Source organism: Alkalihalobacillus sp. CinArs1, assembly GCF_947387515.1.
Classification (GTDB): domain Bacteria; phylum Bacillota; class Bacilli; order Bacillales; family Guptibacillaceae; genus Guptibacillus.
The window spans coordinates 1,442,608-1,460,161 of sequence record NZ_CANDOB010000001.1; the positions used below are offsets into that span (position 1 = coordinate 1,442,608).

The 17,554-nt window shown below is 42.8% G+C and carries 21 protein-coding genes and 1 riboswitch; of the genes, 3 read left to right on the top strand and 18 right to left on the bottom strand.

The annotated features are described in order from the left end of the window. The first annotated feature begins 108 nt into the window (after positions 1-108). A riboswitch (cyclic di-GMP riboswitch) is annotated at positions 109-205 on the top strand. A 21-nt stretch (positions 206-226) separates the two neighbouring features. Further along, a complete protein-coding gene (gene sinI / locus PFZ69_RS07290) occupies positions 227-364 on the top strand; it encodes a DNA-binding anti-repressor SinI (RefSeq protein WP_270180346.1) in 138 nt (45 codons plus the stop codon). A gap of 100 nt (positions 365-464) precedes the next feature. Then, positions 465-800 (top strand): helix-turn-helix domain-containing protein, encoded by a 336-nt coding sequence (locus tag PFZ69_RS07295; RefSeq protein WP_270180347.1) that lies wholly within the window; start codon positions 465-467, stop codon positions 798-800. Positions 801-846: 46 nt separating this feature from the next. Here the strand turns inward: PFZ69_RS07295 and PFZ69_RS07300 are convergent, their stop codons facing one another. The 3 genes from PFZ69_RS07300 to PFZ69_RS07310 are packed head-to-tail and all read right to left on the bottom strand — an operon-like array spanning position 847 to position 1,559. Next, positions 847-1,164, bottom strand: coding sequence for a DUF5658 family protein (locus PFZ69_RS07300; RefSeq protein ID WP_270180348.1), 318 nt, complete (start codon positions 1,162-1,164; stop codon positions 847-849). Next, entirely contained in the window at positions 1,161-1,424 is a 264-nt protein-coding gene (locus PFZ69_RS07305) for a hypothetical protein (RefSeq protein WP_270180349.1), read from the bottom strand. The genes PFZ69_RS07300 and PFZ69_RS07305 overlap by 4 nt, the downstream gene beginning before the upstream one ends. Positions 1,425-1,436: 12 nt before the next feature. Next, a complete protein-coding gene (locus tag PFZ69_RS07310; protein WP_270180350.1) occupies positions 1,437-1,559 on the bottom strand; it encodes an anti-repressor SinI family protein in 123 nt (40 codons plus the stop codon). Between the two features lie 289 nt (positions 1,560-1,848). On the opposite strand from PFZ69_RS07310, the gene PFZ69_RS07315 reads away from it, so the two are divergent. Further along, a complete protein-coding gene (locus tag PFZ69_RS07315; RefSeq protein WP_270180351.1) occupies positions 1,849-2,181 on the top strand; it encodes a helix-turn-helix domain-containing protein in 333 nt (110 codons plus the stop codon). Between the two features lie 39 nt (positions 2,182-2,220). Here PFZ69_RS07315 and PFZ69_RS07320 read toward each other — a convergent pair whose 3' ends face one another. From PFZ69_RS07320 to nuoL, 15 genes are all read right to left on the bottom strand, one after another. After that, positions 2,221-2,394, bottom strand: coding sequence for a hypothetical protein (locus tag PFZ69_RS07320; RefSeq protein ID WP_270180352.1), 174 nt, complete (start codon positions 2,392-2,394; stop codon positions 2,221-2,223). 196 nt (positions 2,395-2,590) lie between these two features. Continuing rightward, complete coding sequence (fabZ, locus tag PFZ69_RS07325) at positions 2,591-3,013, bottom strand: 3-hydroxyacyl-ACP dehydratase FabZ (protein ID WP_224880227.1); 423 nt, start codon at positions 3,011-3,013, stop codon at positions 2,591-2,593. 18 nt (positions 3,014-3,031) lie between these two features. Then, a complete protein-coding gene (locus PFZ69_RS07330) occupies positions 3,032-3,313 on the bottom strand; it encodes a DNA-directed RNA polymerase subunit beta (RefSeq protein ID WP_270180353.1) in 282 nt (93 codons plus the stop codon). 48 nt (positions 3,314-3,361) lie between these two features. Further along, positions 3,362-4,363, bottom strand: a complete 1,002-nt coding sequence (locus tag PFZ69_RS07335) for a rod shape-determining protein (protein WP_270180354.1) — start codon at positions 4,361-4,363, stop codon at positions 3,362-3,364. A 135-nt stretch (positions 4,364-4,498) separates the two neighbouring features. Further along, on the bottom strand, positions 4,499-4,771 hold the full coding sequence (gene spoIIID, locus PFZ69_RS07340) for a sporulation transcriptional regulator SpoIIID (RefSeq protein WP_224880233.1): 273 nt from the start codon (positions 4,769-4,771) through the stop codon (positions 4,499-4,501). 516 nt (positions 4,772-5,287) lie between these two features. Then, entirely contained in the window at positions 5,288-6,949 is a 1,662-nt protein-coding gene (locus PFZ69_RS07345) for a sodium:solute symporter family protein (protein ID WP_270180355.1), read from the bottom strand. A 14-nt stretch (positions 6,950-6,963) separates the two neighbouring features. Then, positions 6,964-7,263, bottom strand: coding sequence for a DUF4212 domain-containing protein (locus PFZ69_RS07350; RefSeq protein WP_270180356.1), 300 nt, complete (start codon positions 7,261-7,263; stop codon positions 6,964-6,966). Between the two features lie 415 nt (positions 7,264-7,678). Next, complete coding sequence (locus PFZ69_RS07355) at positions 7,679-8,593, bottom strand: M23 family metallopeptidase (RefSeq protein ID WP_270180357.1); 915 nt, start codon at positions 8,591-8,593, stop codon at positions 7,679-7,681. 166 nt (positions 8,594-8,759) lie between these two features. Beyond that, positions 8,760-9,767 (bottom strand): stage II sporulation protein D, encoded by a 1,008-nt coding sequence (gene spoIID, locus PFZ69_RS07360; RefSeq protein ID WP_442865115.1) that lies wholly within the window; start codon positions 9,765-9,767, stop codon positions 8,760-8,762. A gap of 260 nt (positions 9,768-10,027) precedes the next feature. After that, entirely contained in the window at positions 10,028-11,350 is a 1,323-nt protein-coding gene (murA, locus tag PFZ69_RS07365; RefSeq protein WP_270180359.1) for a UDP-N-acetylglucosamine 1-carboxyvinyltransferase, read from the bottom strand. 29 nt (positions 11,351-11,379) lie between these two features. Continuing rightward, positions 11,380-12,126: a YwmB family TATA-box binding protein gene (locus PFZ69_RS07370; protein WP_270180360.1), complete on the bottom strand. Its 747-nt coding sequence runs from the start codon at positions 12,124-12,126 to the stop codon at positions 11,380-11,382. Between the two features lie 110 nt (positions 12,127-12,236). Then, positions 12,237-12,470, bottom strand: a complete 234-nt coding sequence (locus tag PFZ69_RS07375; protein ID WP_270180361.1) for a DUF1146 family protein — start codon at positions 12,468-12,470, stop codon at positions 12,237-12,239. Positions 12,471-12,666: 196 nt separating this feature from the next. Further along, on the bottom strand, positions 12,667-14,190 hold the full coding sequence (gene nuoN, locus PFZ69_RS07380; RefSeq protein ID WP_270180362.1) for an NADH-quinone oxidoreductase subunit NuoN: 1,524 nt from the start codon (positions 14,188-14,190) through the stop codon (positions 12,667-12,669). Positions 14,191-14,194: 4 nt separating this feature from the next. Continuing rightward, positions 14,195-15,679 carry a complex I subunit 4 family protein gene (locus PFZ69_RS07385; protein ID WP_270180363.1) on the bottom strand — a complete coding sequence of 495 codons (1,485 nt, stop codon included), beginning with the start codon at positions 15,677-15,679 and terminating at the stop codon, positions 14,195-14,197. Next, a complete protein-coding gene (gene nuoL, locus PFZ69_RS07390) occupies positions 15,676-17,538 on the bottom strand; it encodes an NADH-quinone oxidoreductase subunit L (protein WP_270180364.1) in 1,863 nt (620 codons plus the stop codon). Before nuoL ends, PFZ69_RS07385 begins: the two co-directional genes overlap by 4 nt. Positions 17,539-17,554 lie beyond the last annotated feature (16 nt).

Sequence of the window (17,554 nt, forward strand, 5' to 3'; positions counted from 1 at the left end):
AAAAAAGTTGTTTTAGCTTTCAAAAAACAACAAATTTCTTACCATTTTCGGACTATGATAGATGTATAACATCATTCGTTTACATAGGTCTAAAGTATCAGGTATCCTCCAGAAAAAAGGCACCCTACTTTGAAAGAAGTAGATCGCAAAGTTATCAGATCTAAGGGAGGCGTAAGATGTTTCCTAAGATGGCTGAACTACCTGGGAACATAGAGGAGGAGTGAGGATGGAAACAAGTGAAAAAGTGAGGCTCGATGAGGAATGGGTATTTCTAATTCTTACTGCGAAGGAATTAGGATTATCAGTGGAAGAGGTGAAAGCGTTTATTAAAAAGGAGGAAATAGTCAGGGATTCGAAGGAATGAGTGGAGGGCGATTAACGCTTTTGTTCTATTTACGGAACATACCCATACTGATATAATATTTAGTAACTGAGTATGATGTTGACGTATGGGAGGGTAAGACATGATAGGAGAGCAAGTAAAGAAGTATCGATTACGTAAAGGCCTCTCACTTTCAGAATTAGCTGAACGCGCTAGTGTAGCAAAATCCTATTTGAGTTCAATCGAACGAAACATACAATCTAACCCTTCTATTCAATTTTTGGAGAAGATTTCAGGAGTATTAGATGTTTCCGTAGAGGTACTTCTTCAAGGAGATAACCTCATCCATCAAAGCGAGTTGGATTCAGAGTGGAAAAAGCTTGTTAAAGAAGCGATGAATTCGGGAGTTAGTAAAGAACAATTCAAAGAATTTCTAGAGTTTAACAAGTGGCGTGCAAAGCAAGGAAGCGACAAATAATCGATCTGACACGGGAGCCTTAGGTGAAGGCTCTTTTTATTATGATTTACAGTAAAAAGAGCCAGTAGGCATGATAGAGTAATATCGCAGTATAAAGAACAATTGCGACGTTCAACAGCCATCTTATTAACCGCGTTTGAAAGTCATTCTTTATGCTTCCCATAAACACAAGTAAGATCGACATTATGATCTTAAAACATAGAAAGACAGATGGATGGATACTAAATAATAGGTTCATCAGTGGATTCGCTTCTTCTATCACGTTGTTCTGTACGCCCCAGTATGTAATGACGCCATCGATGAAATTACAGCATGCCAAATAGTACATGATGGATTGAAGGGAAGACCGTGTATCCCTACTCATTCTGAGTTCGAGGAAATGATCTGATTCTTAATAATTTCACTTAATTCGTTATAAAGTTTCCGCTCGTCCTCAAAAAGCCACCTTCTATTTTCCTCCTGCAATTCGAGCTCCTTAATCTTATTAAGAATAAAGTCTAAGTCACAGCGCCCTTTGTATTCATCGTTAATATAAAGTTTGCCGGTCCTTTCATCGAGTGCAACGACTTTGACTCTCTTCTCTGTGATGTACGATACAAACGTGCGATCTCCAAGCTTGATCATCTAAATTCCCCCTTATTTTTTTGAGGAATTATCGAGGAATTGTCTAATCTCTTCCTTACTTAGCCCTAACTTCTTCGCTTTCGAAATAAGGTTGATCCACTCTAAGTCCAATTTTTCTCCACCATACGCTCTCATTTTCAACCTCCTTACTTTTTTCTCCATAATCCGACATTATAAAGAACGTTTTGTTCTTTATTTAGAATATAACTCTAATATAATCCTATCAGATCGATTGTAAAAGACTGAAAATTCTTTATTTTATTTGTGTTTAGGTGGAAAACCTAGCCTTTTCTAACCTATGCTTTATTTTTCTTATAATTCCATATATTAACGTTTTTAACTTAAGACTTTTGTTCTGTTTACAGAACATGATGTTCTTGATAAAATTGAATTATCAAATACTAACAAAGTTGAGGTATTGGGGATGATAGGTGAAAAGATTAAGCTTTACCGAAATCGCATGGGACTGTCATTAACTGAATTAGCGAAGCGAGCTGGGGTAGCAAAATCATACCTCAGTTCAATCGAGCGCAATCAACAGGCCAACCCCTCCATACAATTCCTCGAAAAAATCGCGGCTGTATTAAAGGTGCCTATGGATGTGTTCATTCATGAAGATGAATTCGAAGAAAGAGAACCCAATCTAGATCCTGAATGGCAGTCGTTGATCGAAGAAGCGATGCGGTCTGGCATCACGAAAGAAGACTTTGAGGAATTTCTCGAGTTTAGGAAGTGGCAATTAAACAAGAAAGGCTAATGAAAAACTCCCGCCTGGAGTGGACGGGAGTTTAACAACTTATTCAGCAGAATTCTCAGAGTTAGTGGATCCGTTGTTCGAAGCAGGTTCTTCCGTATTACTTCCGTTAGTGGTCGTATTATTGTTTCCTTCTTCTTCTCCACCGCTACAAGCAGTGATGAGCATAACAGCTAGAAACGAAGTTGCAATTTTGGCCATGAATTTCTTATTCATTATCAAAATTCCTCCCTAACCAAGTTTGACCGCGGCTACTGAATAAGCGGTTGACCAAATCATAACAACAAAATTCTCCCATGTGTGGCAATTAACAGAGTCTCAATAAAGCCTTTAAATGCTTAACAAAATCGCACAACGTTTTTACAATTGAACTAAAAAAAGCACCTCGAAATTCGAGATGCTTGAAAGATCGTTATTTGAGGGCAAACATGATTTCCGCTTCCGCAGCAACTTCACCATCGACCGTCGCTGTCGCTTTTCCTTTGCCCATAGGTCCTTTAATACGGATGATCTCAACTTCTAAGCGGAGCTGATCACCTGGCTTAACTTGTCTCTTAAAGCGGCATTTATCGATGCCTGTAAAGAAAGCAAGCTTCCCTTGGTTCTCTTCCTTCTTAAGCATAGCAACCGCACCGACCTGCGCAAGTGCTTCTACAATTAAAACACCTGGCATGACAGGGTAATCAGGAAAGTGACCGTTGAAAAATTCTTCGTTGGCTGTAACGTTCTTAATTCCGATCGCTCTCACTTCTTCCTCTACTTCAACGATCTTGTCGACAAGTAGAAAAGGATAGCGATGTGGAATGATCGATTTGATATCTTGAATGTCCATCATCACGAGTGCTCCCTTCTTTTACTCCGTTTCTTTCTTAACAATATCAGAGATCTTCACCCAGGTCTCTTTTTTGAAGACGTCTCCCGGGCTTCCTTCTCCGATCACCCCGTATCCAATCATAGCTCCTGCAGCCAGTGAAAAGGCAAGAAGGAGTACAACGAGAATAAGGCGCAGCCAAATCGGGATCAACCGAATTCTAGGCATACGCTCTTTTATTTTCTTATTCTTTGTCTTTTTCTCCTCATCATTCATGTTGATTTCTGAGGTTTCATTTACGTTTTCATGGTTGTTCGCCATCATGATAACACCCTTACGAATAGTTTCCGTTACCTAAGAACTTCCGATAAGTTAGACTAGTTTCTTTTTAGCGATTTTGTCCATATGTTCTAGCATTAAGCCTGTCCCTTTTGCAACGCAGCTCATTGGTTCTTCAGCAACTAATACAGGAACCATCAATTCTTCAGCAAACAATTGATCGATTCCATGAAGAAGCGCGCCTCCACCTGTCATGATCACGCCGCGATCGATGATATCTGCCGAAAGTTCAGGAGGAGTACGTTCAAGAACGCTTTTCGCTGCCATCACCATATGAGAGATCGGTTCTTGTAACGCCTGCTGAATTTCATCAGATTTCACTGTAATGGTTCTAGGAAGTCCAGTAACCATGTCACGTCCGCGTATGTCGAGCTCTTCTTTCCGACCACCTGGAAATACCGTTGCAACATTGATCTTGATCTGTTCTGCCGTTCGTTCACCGATCAATAGCTTGTACTCTTTCTTGATATAGTCTAAGATCTCGTAATCGAACTTGTCCCCTGCCATCTTAATGGAAGAGGCGGTGACGATATCGCCCATCGATAGTACTGCGATATCAGTCGTCCCACCGCCTATATCCACTACCATATTTCCGCTCGGTTGGAAGATATCCATTCCAGCACCAATTGCGGCAACCTTTGGCTCTTCTTCTAGGAAAATTTGTTTCCCACCGCTTTTTTCAGCAGCTTCTTTGATCGCTTTTTTCTCAACCGATGTGATGTTCGTCGGTGTACAAATTAAAATACGCGGCTTCGATAAAAAGCTTTTCACATTGATCTTGTTCAAGAAATGTCTAAGCATCACTTCTGTAATATCGAAGTCAGCGATGACCCCATCCTTCAATGGACGGGTAGGAACGATGTTTCCAGGCGTCCGGCCTACCATCTGCCTTGCTTCTTCACCTACGGCAAGTGCTTTACCCGTTGTGGTGTCGATCGCTACAACAGAAGGCTCATCAAGGACAATCCCTTTTCCCTTTAAATAAATCAGTACGTTCGCAGTACCTAAGTCAATCCCTATATCACGTGATAACATGATCTATCCTCCCTGTGTTCAATCACTCATCTATAGTTCCATTCCTAGTATGTATAGAGTTCATATCCATTAGTATATTGTATCACAAAAGTGAACATGGAAGAAAAAGATTTAGAAAAAATTGTCGTTTTTCACCTATTTTACAGCTTCTTCCTTCTCAGTATCCTTTCTATATTTTATTCTAGTCGCTTCCCCGCCTCGAAGGTGTCGTATCGATTTATGATACTCAAGAATTTCTTTCACCTCGTTGGCCAGGTCAGGATTGATTTCTGGGAGTCTTTCAGTAAGGTCTTTATGGACGGTGCTTTTTGACACTCCAAATTCTTTGGCGATCACCCTCACCGTTTTCTTCGTCTCCACGATGTAATTTCCAATCTTGATGGTTCGCTCTTTGATGTAATCGTGCACACCACTCGCCTCCCTAAATTGGATGTGAGAGATGCGAAATGAGACTGATAAAGTGATCATGCTACGAAGCTCAAGTCATCAAGTCGATCTACATGATGTCAGGAGAATTGTGTACAAGAATACTTCGAAGCCTTACCACAACTTCTCACCTCTGCCCCTCATTTACTAAGTTTTGTAACATTTTATTAGGGGTTGGATAGTTATATACCAAAAAGTCAAGAGGGACAAGTGATTTTATTAAATTTTCTTTAAAATAATAGCCAATATCTGTTGAGTAGTGGTTGATATACGCTGCAGGTGCTCGCTTTAGCTGGGCGGGCGTTGAGCCACCTACGAAGACCTATGCGCCTCTGGGGTATCACCTGTCCCGCTAGTCCCGCAGAAGGCGAGCACCTTCCGCTCAAATCAACTTTGAAGTATCGTATTAACAAGTTTTCTTCAATCTTCTAAGCACATCTATAGAAAAGATAATAAAAATAAAAAGCCCCGGATACCATTGTATCCGGGGCTAGCACGTTAAATGACTTCATCATCTTTCCATACTTCGCCATCTTTGTACTTCAATTGTTCAGGGTATCTTAGGTCCAACACCTCTTCTTGCGTTTTCTGTGATGGTGGGGCTGTGCTTAGTGAAACAATGATATTCGTTAAGAAAGCAGCTACCGCGCCGAACACGCCTGCTCCTGTGTCAATGATTCCAAATACTGTAACTCCACCAAACTTCGCAAGGAAGATATACGTTAAGGTTACGAGAAGGCCCACAATCATTCCAGAAATAACTCCATATGCATTTGCACGTTTCCACCATACTCCTAATATGAGCGCAGGGAAGAACGTACCAGAAGCGAGCGCAAACGCCCAGGCAACGATTTGAGTGATTACCCCAGGTGGATTCAACGCTACAAGGCCTGCTACGATCGTTGCGATCAGAATCGACCAGCGTGCGACGGCCATACGCTTCTTCTCAGAGGCATTCGGATTAATAATACGGAAATAGATATCATGTGAAAAGGATGAAGAAATGGCCATCAGAAGGCCGCCTGCGGTTGAAAGAGCTGCAGCCATCGCCCCAGCAGCTACAAGGCCGATCACAAAGATTCCTAAATTTGCGATTTCCGGAGTAGCCATAACAACAATGTCATTACTGATGGCAATTTCTTGCCACTGAAGAATGCCATCAGAGTTTCCGTCTGCCATACTGAGTAAGCCTGTGTTGATCCATTTCTCAGTCCAGCCAGGTAAGTTATCGATCGGACTACCCGCTACTTGTTTCATCAAGATGAAGCGAGAAAAAGCAGCGTACGCTGGTGCTGAGAGATAGAGTAATCCGATGAACAACAGTGCCCATGCACCACTCCATCGAGCAGCTTTCATCGTCGATACAGTATAAAAACGGACGATGACGTGCGGTAATCCTGCTGTTCCGGCCATCAAACTAAACATCAGTGCGAGAAACTGCCACTTTGAACCGGTATCGAAAGGCGTAAAATATTCCGAAATTCCGAGCTCCCGATCGAGTTCTCCTAATTCAGATACGATGTTTCCGTAACTTAACCATGGTAGTGGATTGTTCGTGATTTGAAGAGACATGAAGATGATCGGAACAAGATAGGCAATGATCAAGATGATGTACTGAGCTACCTGAGTCCAGGTAATCCCTTTCATCCCGCCCATCGTTGCGTAGATTGCAATGATTACGACCCCGATCATAACGCCAATCTTCGCATCTACTTCAAAAAGTCTTCCGATAACAACGCCTGAACCTGCGAGCTGACCGATCGAGTATGTAAAACTGATGATAATTGTTGCGATCGCCGCAATAACGAGTGCTGTTTTACTTTGAAACCGATCTCCGATGAACTCTGGAACTGTGTATCGCCCAGATTTACGGAGTTGAGGTGCTAATAGAAATGTTAGAAGCAAATAGCCGCCTGTCCAGCCCATGATGTAAGCAAGTCCATCATAGCCGAGTACCATAACGGTTCCTGCTAAACCGATGAATGAAGCTGCACTCATCCAGTCAGCGCCGATCGCCATCCCATTATAGACCGATGGAACCCCACGACCCGCTACGAAAAATTCTGACGTTTGCTTAGCTCTATTGTAAACGGCTATTCCAATATACAATCCAAACGAGGCAATAATAAGTAGTAATGATACTAGAAACTGAGAATCCATTCATATCCTCCCTCTTATTGACTAAATGTTTGTCCCTTTACATTCTTACTCTTTTTCTCTACTAGATTGTATTTCTCATCGATACGGTCGCATATGTAAGCGTTAACAAATAATAGAATAATAAACACGACGATCGAACCTTGAGCACCCATGAAATAATGCAGTGGAAAGCCGTTGAACGTATACTGCGCTAGCGTTTCAGCAATCAAGACCATGCCGAACGAGACGGTCAACCAAATGATTAATAGAACAGTGGTCAGACGAAATATAGCTTTTATATAAGCATCTGCAGTCTTTTTATCAATCTTCTTCACTCTACTTCCACCTCCAATTATTTTAAGTTAAAAATAAGTTCCACAGTTTCTCCAAAACCTAGAGGAACTCTGGCAATCTCAACAATGAGATAAACACCCAATAGGCCGATGGGCATCAGTAAAAATAGAGGCTTTCTTTTCTGAACAGTAACGACGATACTGATCAATACCGCGACGATAAAAACGTATAAAATGGCAGTCTCTCCTTTCGTCTAAATTATCTGAATATTTAAATCATATTTTTCATTATCAAGTTATTACTCCTATAAGTCAAGATTAATTTTCCACAAATCTTCCAATCGTTCATGAATATCCTACATAAAACCACCTCCTATTTCCCGGGAAAGGTCGATTAATGTTGAAAATATTCATTGATAACAGAGAAAAAACCCCCGATCGCTCGGAGGCCTGTTTCTTATTGAGAGTCTTTTGACCCTTTTTCATTGTTGGTGTTTGAGTCTTTCGAACCTTTTTCATCTGCATCTTCTGTGTCTTTTGAACCTTTTTCTTCAGCTGCGTCTTTTTCAGCTTCCTCTTCAGCGTCTTTCTCAGAGTCTACTCCCTGATTTCCTTCTGAAGCAGAAGGATTTGTTACAGGGTTACCAGCTTTCTCTTCACTATCCTGTACTTCTACAGCAGAGGATGGTTGGTTGAATACATCAAGCGGGTTAACTGGTGTACCGTCTTTACGTACTTCAAAATGTACATGTACGCCAGCATCAGTGTCGAATGTGTTCGTTCCAGCTGTACCTAACTCATCACCTTGCTTCACTTTGTCGCCTTCAGCAACTTCAAGCTTATCAAGAGACTCATAAACAGTTACAACACCATCTGCATGTTCGATGTGTACAACGTTACCAAGCAACTGATCTTTTTCTGCTTTCACAACTTTACCACTCATTGCAGCAACGACTTCAAAACTTGCTCCATCTTCTTTCGCATAGTCGATTCCTGAATTCTGATAGTAGGTATTATTATAGAATACGAGAGCAGCTTTTTGTTCGTCAGTGCTAGCTTCAGCGTCGTAATATTGCTTTTGAACAAATACGCCACTATCTTCAGAAGCAGGTACTTTAAAGACTTCAGAATCTCCTAGAACCGGGACAGACTTTTCATCAGCATCATAGGCACTTCTGTCAGAATCAATACCACTCAAGTCACGGGGCTCTTCTGCATTTTCTTGACCGCCTTGCATCCAAAGCACTGCTGTTAGTACTAGTGCTGCGAATCCAAGGTATACTGCTGGATAAATCCAACGCTTTCTAGCTAGCTTTTGCCATTTAGAAGCGCTTTTTTCAATAGGATGAGATTTTTTGTTTTCATCTCCCATTTATCATCACCTCAGCAACCATTGTTGTCAGGTTACAAGGTTTCTATACACATTCCTGAAAAAATATCTATTTATTTTTCGACAAGTCCGTTATTTTTATGCATTTTCTTTTCATTTTCTCAAAATACGCCGTCCTGACAAGCAAAAAACCGCATTGCTGCGGCTTTTAACGGTGTGCTGTTAAGTTTTCAACATAGCGGCCCATCTCACTGATCGCCACACCTTTATAGTAGTGTTTCACGATTTCATCGTAGTCTCTTCCTTCTTCAGCCATTCCATTCGCACCATATTGACTCATTCCAACGCCGTGTCCATAGCCTTTCGTCGTGACAAAAATTCGATCTCCAGCCCGCTCCCAGGTGAAGTCAGAGGACCTTAAACCTAGTAGGTCTCGAATTTCTCTTCCAGTAAATGATTTACCAGCTACTTCAACCTCCCCAACCCGCTTCCCAGTCGTGAGGTTCTTTATCGTTCCGACCGATCCATCCGATGGAAGGGTAACACCAAGCTTTTGTTCGAACTCACTTTTCGAGAACGACATTTCGTCGGAGTACTTAGGCGACTGCTTATCCCAAGGACTTTCTACACTTCTAAGATATGGAGCAGCATTTTCCCAGTAGTCTTCCGAGTTCTCCGTGTATCCGTTGCTCGTTGAGAAAAATGAAGCGTAGATAGGATTGCCTTCATACGTTAAAATCTGACCGACTGTTTCTTCAACAGCCTTTTCGATCTTCGCATACTTACTTTCGAACTCTTTTCCCCATGCTTTCTTCAACTCATCGTTACTTTTATATACCTGGTGTTGGATCGTGTCAGTGACGATTGCGTTCCCAGGAAGTTCTTCTGTGGGGTTTGCGAGCCTTGTAACGACGAACGTTCTTGCTGTTAACGCCTGCGCCTTCAGAGCTTCTAGATTAAACTCTGCTGGCATCTCAGCTGCTACAACTCCTGTTACATACTCTTCGATCGGAACGTTCACCGTCTTCTCAAGCTGTGCTCGATAGACCGGTACATCGACATTCACGGCTTTTGCAGTTGGCATATTGTTATTTTCTATTTTCGAGTCAGTAGTCACTGGTGATCCCCCAGATGATCCATATGGTAGCACTAACATAGATGGCAAAAGAATTATGATGCCGGCAAATAAGATAAGGATTAGAAGGATCTTTTTCATTCGCATGCCCCCGTCATCTAAATTGTATCTCCACTAACACCTTATGGAAGTGGACAACCATTTAGAACAGAAACGAAACGAGGTATCGATGCAATCGTGAGGTACGTGAGGAAGGGTGTGTTACCGTTTTTACTCGATATTTTTCTTTAGTTGAAGCTTTTATCATAAAGCTCCTTACGTTTAACTCTTAATGAATACTTTATAGGGGAGAAGCTTCCGTTCATAACAAAAAAACCGTAGCTCATCGCTACGGTTTTCACTTACGCTAATTTTGGTTTAACGTCTGTTTCTTCAGCTACAGTTTCTGCTGTTTGCTCTGTTTCTTCAAGCTTGACGCGTTCAACGTCAGCTCCAAGAGCAGCAAGCTTCTCAGCAAAGTTCACATAGCCACGATCTAAGTGCTTAAGCTCATCTACACGCGTGTAGCCGTCAGCAACTAGACCAGCAAGGATCAGTGCAGCTCCAGCGCGAAGATCAGTAGCTGATACTTCAGCACCTTGTAACTCAGAAGGACCTTCAATGATTGCGGCACGACCCTCGATCTTGATGTTCCCATTCATGCGACGGAACTCTTCAACGTGCATGAAGCGATTTTCAAAGACTGTCTCAGTGATCACACTTGTACCCTTTGCCTGAAGCAACAGTGCCATCATCTGTGACTGCATATCTGTAGGGAAACCAGGGTGTGGCATCGTCTTAAGATCAACTGGTTTGAGTGTTTCAGGACCGATTACTCGTAGTCCGTTACCTTCTTCTGTAATCTCAACTCCCATTTCCTCCATCTTTGCAATAAGAGGGCGTAGGTGTTCAGAAACAGCGTTCTCTACAAGAACGTTTCCGCCTGTAATAGCAGATGCTACCATAAAAGTACCTGCTTCGATGCGGTCAGGAATAACAGTGTGTTCAGCACCGTATAGCTTCTCGACACCTTCGATTCGAATCGTACCTGTACCAGCTCCGCGTACTTTTGCACCCATCGCATTCAGGTAATTCGCTAGACAGACGATTTCCGGCTCTTGCGCAACGTTCTCAAGAATCGTTGTGCCTTCCGCAAGAACTGCTGCCATCATGATGTTCTCAGTTGCTCCAACACTTGGGAAATCAAGGTAAATCTTCGCTCCCTGAAGTCTTCCTTTAATTGAAGCTTCAATAAATCCATTACCGATTTGAACCTCTGCACCCATTGCTTCAAAGCCTTTAAGGTGCTGATCGATCGGCCTTGATCCAATTGCACAGCCACCAGGAAGTGCGATGCGGGCATGACCCACGCGGGCCAATAATGGTCCCATAACTAGAAACGAAGCTCTCATTTTACGTACTGCTTCGAAAGGTGCTTCTGTTTTTAGTGGTTTTGTTGCATCCACATGAATTGTATTTCCATTTATCTCTGACTCTACGTTCAAATAACTTAATACTTCGCTAATCGTGTGTACATCTGAAAGGGCCGGCACATCTTTTAACGTGCTCGTGCCTTCATGTGCTAATACAGATGCTGTGATGACGGGCAAGACTGCATTTTTAGCTCCCTCGACTCTTACAGAGCCAGTCAGTCTCCTGCCACCTCGGACGATGATTTTTTCCAACGTATTCCCCTCCGCGTCCAATTTGTATATTAATATTCAGTCGTAATTATCGGTGTGCCAATTGTGACGGTAGTTGCGCCGCCCATTCCTGTATCTCGTAATGCTATCTGTAAGTTCATTCTCTGGTTGTTCGTTGTAATTGTTTCTTTCCACTTCTTATGGTATGCGGAAAGTGATACAAACGTCTCTTCATTGACTTCTTCAACTTTCGAGGCTTCAAAATCGTTCAAAAGCTTGTCCGCCTCTTTGTACAAAACAATGTTCATTTTATCATCTTTTACCCCTTTAAAACAAGTGAAGACAGGGGCATCTTCATGGAAAAATTGTGACTTTTGTGACGTAAAGTGTTCGTAAGCTGTTCGCCATTCCTCCTGGTGGAATCCGGAGACTTCCATATTATAGATAAGATAAGAGCTATTACGATCATTCTCCGGATAAGTAATAAGGGTTACAGTGTCTTTGATGCCCAATTTCGAATCCAGTTTTGTGCCAATGAACTTCACAATGCCGTCACCGTCCACCTTTTCGATCCAGTTATATTCTGGCGAATCGGCTTGAAGCTCCGACGTAGTTAGTCTCTTCCCTGAGGAAATACTTTTAAAACCCATTTTTCCTTTTGTATGAAGTGACCAACTTTTTATTGTGACATCATTGTCTATTAAAATGTTCGCAATCTCGGCTGTCTTTGCTTCCGTATCATCTTCAAACGTTACTGATGTACCATGTGAAAAGCTTCCAAGAAGCATGACTGACAGTAATCCGATCATAAGCTTCATCTTAACCCTCTCCCCGTTCAGGTCTCTTACTTTCATTGTGACCATTGAGGGCTAGGGCATACATGGAATTTGTAGTCATTAACCGACAAATTCCAAATGTGACTTTTAAGTTAGAACAAGTATTTTAGGCGGATGGACCAGTTGTAGTAATCGAGAAAGAAGCTACTAGTGAGGGAACCGATGCTGATGGTCAGGAGTATCATGAGGACTTTGGCTTGTGGACTATTCGGCTTCTTAACAAACACATCGAAGCGAACAGTTTGTAGCGCCCACCAGGTGATCAATAAAAACACCAGGTGAATAAAAATCGAAAAAATCGACTGCTGCGCAAGTGCTTCCGTCATCTCTCTACCCCCTCTCATTTGCACACTTGTATCAATTTCTATTTGCTAATTATAAAAGATATTGTACGTAATGAATATCGGACTTTAACCCCATAAATATAAGTTCTAAATTACATTTTACCATCAATTTCGACAATATTTTTATTTTTTCCTAAATCTCAATAAAAAAACCGCAATCCCAATGAGACTGCGGTTCTTACTGATTAAACACTTCCATGAATTGAAAGTACTCTTGTATGAACGTTAATGCCGTTGACGGAAAAATTCCAATCACCAGTGTAGCTGTAGCTGTGATCGTCAATACAGCTGTCACCCCTGCTGAAATCGTTATCGGCTTCTTATCTGACGGTCTGAAGTACATTTGAACGAACAAACCGAAATAGTATACGTACGACAGAACGGTTCCTAGAAGCATCGCTGCCGTTAGAAAATAACGCTTTGGCTCTGTTCCCAGCGCACTCATGAATATTTCAAATTTCCCAATGAATCCCGCCGTAAACGGTATTCCAGCAAGAGACAATAGAAAGATCGTCATCGTGATCGCAATGAACGGTGAGCGTCTAAACATTCCTGCAAACGAAGCGATCGTCACGTCTTCTCTTTCCTTCGTTACAGCATGAATTACAGCAAATGCCCCAAGGTTCATCAGGAGATACGCCAATAAGTAGAACCATACGACTTCAAACACCATCTCCGATAATGCCGCAAAAGGAATAAGGATGTAACCTGCATGAGCGATACTCGAGTAAGCGAAGAGGCGTTTAGCATTCAACTGCCTAAGCGCAATAATATTACCGATGATGATAGTTAAGATCGCTATGATCGCTATGTAAGGGCGAACAGATACGAGTAGCGATTCAAAACTCATTCCCTCAGGCGTAATTACTTTTCCTGTCCCAGGTGCAAAGACGAACGGTACCATGAGGAGACGAAGGATAATGGCGAACCCAGCTGTTTTTGAAACGACGCTTAAAAAAGCGGTGACTGGAGTTTCAGCTCCCTGATAGACGTCAGGTGCCCACATATGAAACGGAGCTGCTGCTATCTTGAATATTAGTCCGATAAAGATCATTAGAAATGCAAACACGATGAGAAACCGATTATCTGACACGATGTCGCTTGCCATAGCAGACTGAATCGCATACAGATTCGTTTCACCTGAAAGTCCATATACATAGCTCATCCCAAACAGTGTGATCGCTGTAGCGATCCCTCCGTTGACGAGGTATTTAAAGGCAGCTTCGTTCGCAAAATGATTCGTTTTACGAATTCCAACAAGGATATAAGAAGATAAGCTCAATAACTCAAGACCGACGAATAATGTGATAAGGTCAGCGCTCGACGCCATCATCATCCCACCGAGAAGCGCTGTTAAGATGAGATAGTAGTATTCCCCTTTTACATCCTTTAGATCATCCTTAGATGGAAGGCCGAGTAATAGGACAAAACCTGTACCGATCAACATGAGCAGTTTGAACGCTTTCGCAAACGAATCGAGCCTGAACGTTTCACCTAATATCGAAACGACACCGTCGTCTAGCTGCAGGAAAAGAAAGATCGTAGCTAAACCAACACCCGCTAGTGCAAACCATACGAGCATGGTACGACTTTTTTTCGTCGTAAAAAGATCGATCAAGGAGATTGTGACGGCAGTAATGAGAATAATAAATTCAGGCATCATACTTCCCCAGTTGTATTGCATCAAAGTCGACATATTCATTACGCTAACCCCCTATCCCAATCGTTCTCAGCGTGTTAGACAAGATTGCTGGATAAACGCCGATCCAGATGATCAGGATCAGTAATACTGCTGATGAAGCGACTTCAGTTGCGGATAGATCCATTTTCCGATCAAAGGATGGTCGCCGTTCACCGAAGGTCACCGCTAGTACGGCTCGCAAGATGTAAACAGCAGTTAGTATGATACCTAAGACACCAATCGCACCGATCACAGGCATCGATTCAAATAATCCTAGAAACGCTAGAAATTCACTAATAAAGCCGCTCATGCCCGGTAACCCTAGAGATGCAAGTCCTGCCGCTAAAAAGAAACCAGCAAATAACGGGGTCTGACTAGCAATGCCTCCAAGTTCACTGATTCTCGTCGTCCCAAATCGGTCGAGGAGGACTCCGATCAGTAGAAAGAGGAGTGCTGCAATGAGACCATGTGAGATGGTTTGAAAGATTGCACCCTGAACACCAACTGAATTGAACGAAGCTAATCCGAGTAACACGATGCCCATATGGGATATAGACGAATAGGCAAGCAGCGCTCGAAGTTCAGTTTGAACGAACGCGATGAATGCACCATACAACAAGTTGATTAGTCCAAGAATGGCAAGGACAAGTGCGATGTCCTGCAGCTGTTCTGGAAAAAAACCTCCTCCGAAACGAATCAATCCATATGCTCCAATTTTTAATAACACTCCTGCATGAATCATCACAAGAGCGATCGGCGCTTCTACGTGTACGCGTACCATCCATGAATGAAGGGGTACGATTGGAAGTTTTGTCCCGAAAGCGAAGAGTAGAAGAACCAACATCCACATTCTCATGTTATATGAGAGAAACTCAAATGAATCCGTGTCTTTCAACATCGAAGTAATTTCCGTGATGTTCGTCGTATGCAGTTCGACGAAGAGAGTGATGATAACGATGAGAAGCAGCACCGATCCAATCCCGTTGTAGATTAAGAATGAAAAAGCAGCCCTTTCTTTATGAAAACCACCCCATCTCCCGAGAAGTAAGAACGTGGAGACGAGCGTTACTTCAAAAAACAAGAAAAAGAGGAACAGGTTCTCGCTCGAGAAAACACCAAGCATGCCGAGTTCAAGAGCCAGAAATAATATGAAGAACCCTTTTGTTCCACTAGTTATTCGATGGACGGCAAAGGAAGCAAGAAACGTAATGAGAGAGGTAAGAAACAAGAACAAAACCGATAGACCCGTGACGCCAAGCTCATATGAGATGATATAAGGCTCGTTCGGACTGATCGACGTCATCATTTCAAACCACGTAACCGTCTCTTGGAACTGAATCCCTTCAACGCCTCGTTCAAACAATGAGTACACGACAATGGCGAGAAGAAGCGGTAATGCCGTAGCGAGTGTACCTATCCGTTTTACCAAATGACTTTCAGGAGAGAGAATCGCAAGTAGAATGATTCCTAAGAGCGGCGAGAACACAAGAATTGAAAGCAAACCGGTCATTGGAAATACCCCCCTAACGCCGCGATGACTAGAAGAACGAGGACGAGTCCTGAAAACGCAACGGCACTGTAAGTCTGTACCTGACCAGACTGAACTTTCACACCCGTTTTACCAAGTTGTGAGACGAGTCCCTTTACTGCAGTGGCCCCTCCTTCAACGATGAATCGATCAAAATAGCTCCAGAAGTAGCTAAGCGCATAGAGCCCTTTTACAAATACAGTGCGGTAAAGTTCATCAACATAATACTTTCGATACAGTACGTGATGTACTTCTTTCATCGATCCATATAGCCAATTTCTTGGGATACTTTGTTTTGCATACATGAACCATGCGAGAGCGATTCCTCCGATCGACAACGCGCTAGCCAGAATCATTATCCAATAAGGCGCATCGATGGAACTGAACAGCACTGGATAAGGAGTAGTTTCAAGCCAATCACCGAGAAACGTTCCGAACCAGTGCGTGTGAATAAACCCTGAGAAAACGGCGAGCACGGCCAGAACCATCATGGGAATGAGCATCGTACGAGGAGATTCTTTGATTTCTTCATTACGCTCACGCTCTCCGCTAAAGACCAGAAAGTAAAGGCGGAACATGTAAAAAGCCGTGAGAAACGCTGTAAGAAGAGCTAATCCAAAGAGAATATAGCTTCCGTTCGAGAAGGCAGAAGCCAATATTTCATCCTTACTAAAGAAGCCGGAGAACAGCGGAAATCCAGCAATCGCTAAACTCCCTATTAGAAACAGGAGTGCCGTTCCTTTCAACTTTTTACCGAGTCCACCTAACTTGTGGATGTTTTGTTCATGGGCTGCATGGATCACACTTCCTGCAGCAAGGAACAGAAGTGCTTTAAAGAAAGCGTGCGTTGTGAGGTGAAAGACTGCTGCGGTATACCCCGCCGTACCTAAGGCAAGCATCATGTACCCAAGCTGACTGATCGTGGAGTATGCCAATATTCGTTTGATATCGTTCTGAACAAGAGCGATGGTCGCTGCAAAGACTGCCGTAACACCACCAGTGATTGCTACAGTCATCATCGCAACGTCAGATGCTGTGAAAAGTGGAAACATCACCGCTACAAGATAAACACCAGCCGCTACCATCGTAGCTGCATGAATGAGCGCGGATACTGGTGTAGGACCTTCCATCGCATCAGGAAGCCACGTATGAAGTGGAAATTGTCCCGATTTCCCGACTGCTCCTACGAAAATGAGGATCGCCGTTAACGTAATCATTGCTGGCGTTAGTTCACCCGCTTCTGCAGCGCTAAAGATTCCGTCTAGTTCAAGCGTTCCTGTCTGCCAGTACAGTAAGAATATCGCAACAAGTAATCCTACATCTCCAATCCTCGTTACGATGAACGCTTTCTTTGCTGCCGCCTTTGCTTCAGGTTTATAAAAGTAGAAACCTACTAAAAGGAACGAACACACTCCAACAAGCTCCCAGAAGAAATAGATTTGAAGAAGGTTCGGTGACAACACAAGAGCCGTCATCGAAAATGTAAAAAGCCCTAAATAACCGAAGAACGTTGCGAACCGTTCGTCATCTGCCATGTACCCCATCGAATACATATGTACAAGAAAGCTAACGAGGGTAACAATGACGAGCATGAGTGCGTTCAATGGATTCACTTCTAATCCGACCGTTAGAGTGAGTGCGTGGATCGATAGCCAATTTCCTTCTACTAGGAAATTACCGTTTTCGAGATGACTGAAAAGAACGATGAGTGCTCCAACAAAAGCAGCGCCGGAAAACAGGGTACCTACGATGCCAGCTTTTTTATAAATGACCGGCCTGGTAAACAAAATGATTAGAAAGGATAGAAGTGGTAGAACCGGAATCAGCCAGACATAATCCATTTATAACCCCCCTTTG

Bases quoted from the DNA above. Each gene is read 5' to 3' on its own strand.
- sinI (WP_270180346.1), top strand. From the start codon at position 227: ATGGAAACAAGTGAAAAAGTGAGGCTCGATGAGGAATGGGTATTTCTA.
- PFZ69_RS07295 (WP_270180347.1), top strand. From the start codon at position 465: ATGATAGGAGAGCAAGTAAAGAAGTATCGATTACGTAAAGGCCTCTCA.
- PFZ69_RS07300 (WP_270180348.1), bottom strand. From the start codon at position 1,164: ATGAGTAGGGATACACGGTCTTCCCTTCAATCCATCATGTACTATTTG.
- PFZ69_RS07305 (WP_270180349.1), bottom strand. From the start codon at position 1,424: ATGATCAAGCTTGGAGATCGCACGTTTGTATCGTACATCACAGAGAAG.
- PFZ69_RS07310 (WP_270180350.1), bottom strand. From the start codon at position 1,559: ATGAGAGCGTATGGTGGAGAAAAATTGGACTTAGAGTGGATCAACCTT.
- PFZ69_RS07315 (WP_270180351.1), top strand. From the start codon at position 1,849: ATGATAGGTGAAAAGATTAAGCTTTACCGAAATCGCATGGGACTGTCA.
- PFZ69_RS07320 (WP_270180352.1), bottom strand. From the start codon at position 2,394: ATGAATAAGAAATTCATGGCCAAAATTGCAACTTCGTTTCTAGCTGTT.
- fabZ (WP_224880227.1), bottom strand. From the start codon at position 3,013: ATGATGGACATTCAAGATATCAAATCGATCATTCCACATCGCTATCCT.
- PFZ69_RS07330 (WP_270180353.1), bottom strand. From the start codon at position 3,313: ATGATGGCGAACAACCATGAAAACGTAAATGAAACCTCAGAAATCAAC.
- PFZ69_RS07335 (WP_270180354.1), bottom strand. From the start codon at position 4,363: ATGTTATCACGTGATATAGGGATTGACTTAGGTACTGCGAACGTACTG.
- PFZ69_RS07345 (WP_270180355.1), bottom strand. From the start codon at position 6,949: ATGGATTCTCAGTTTCTAGTATCATTACTACTTATTATTGCCTCGTTT.
- PFZ69_RS07355 (WP_270180357.1), bottom strand. From the start codon at position 8,593: ATGGGAGATGAAAACAAAAAATCTCATCCTATTGAAAAAAGCGCTTCT.
- spoIID (WP_442865115.1), bottom strand. From the start codon at position 9,767: ATGAAAAAGATCCTTCTAATCCTTATCTTATTTGCCGGCATCATAATT.
- PFZ69_RS07370 (WP_270180360.1), bottom strand. From the start codon at position 12,126: ATGAAGCTTATGATCGGATTACTGTCAGTCATGCTTCTTGGAAGCTTT.
- PFZ69_RS07375 (WP_270180361.1), bottom strand. From the start codon at position 12,470: ATGACGGAAGCACTTGCGCAGCAGTCGATTTTTTCGATTTTTATTCAC.
- nuoN (WP_270180362.1), bottom strand. From the start codon at position 14,190: ATGAATATGTCGACTTTGATGCAATACAACTGGGGAAGTATGATGCCT.
- PFZ69_RS07385 (WP_270180363.1), bottom strand. From the start codon at position 15,679: ATGACCGGTTTGCTTTCAATTCTTGTGTTCTCGCCGCTCTTAGGAATC.
- nuoL (WP_270180364.1), bottom strand. From the start codon at position 17,538: ATGGATTATGTCTGGCTGATTCCGGTTCTACCACTTCTATCCTTTCTA.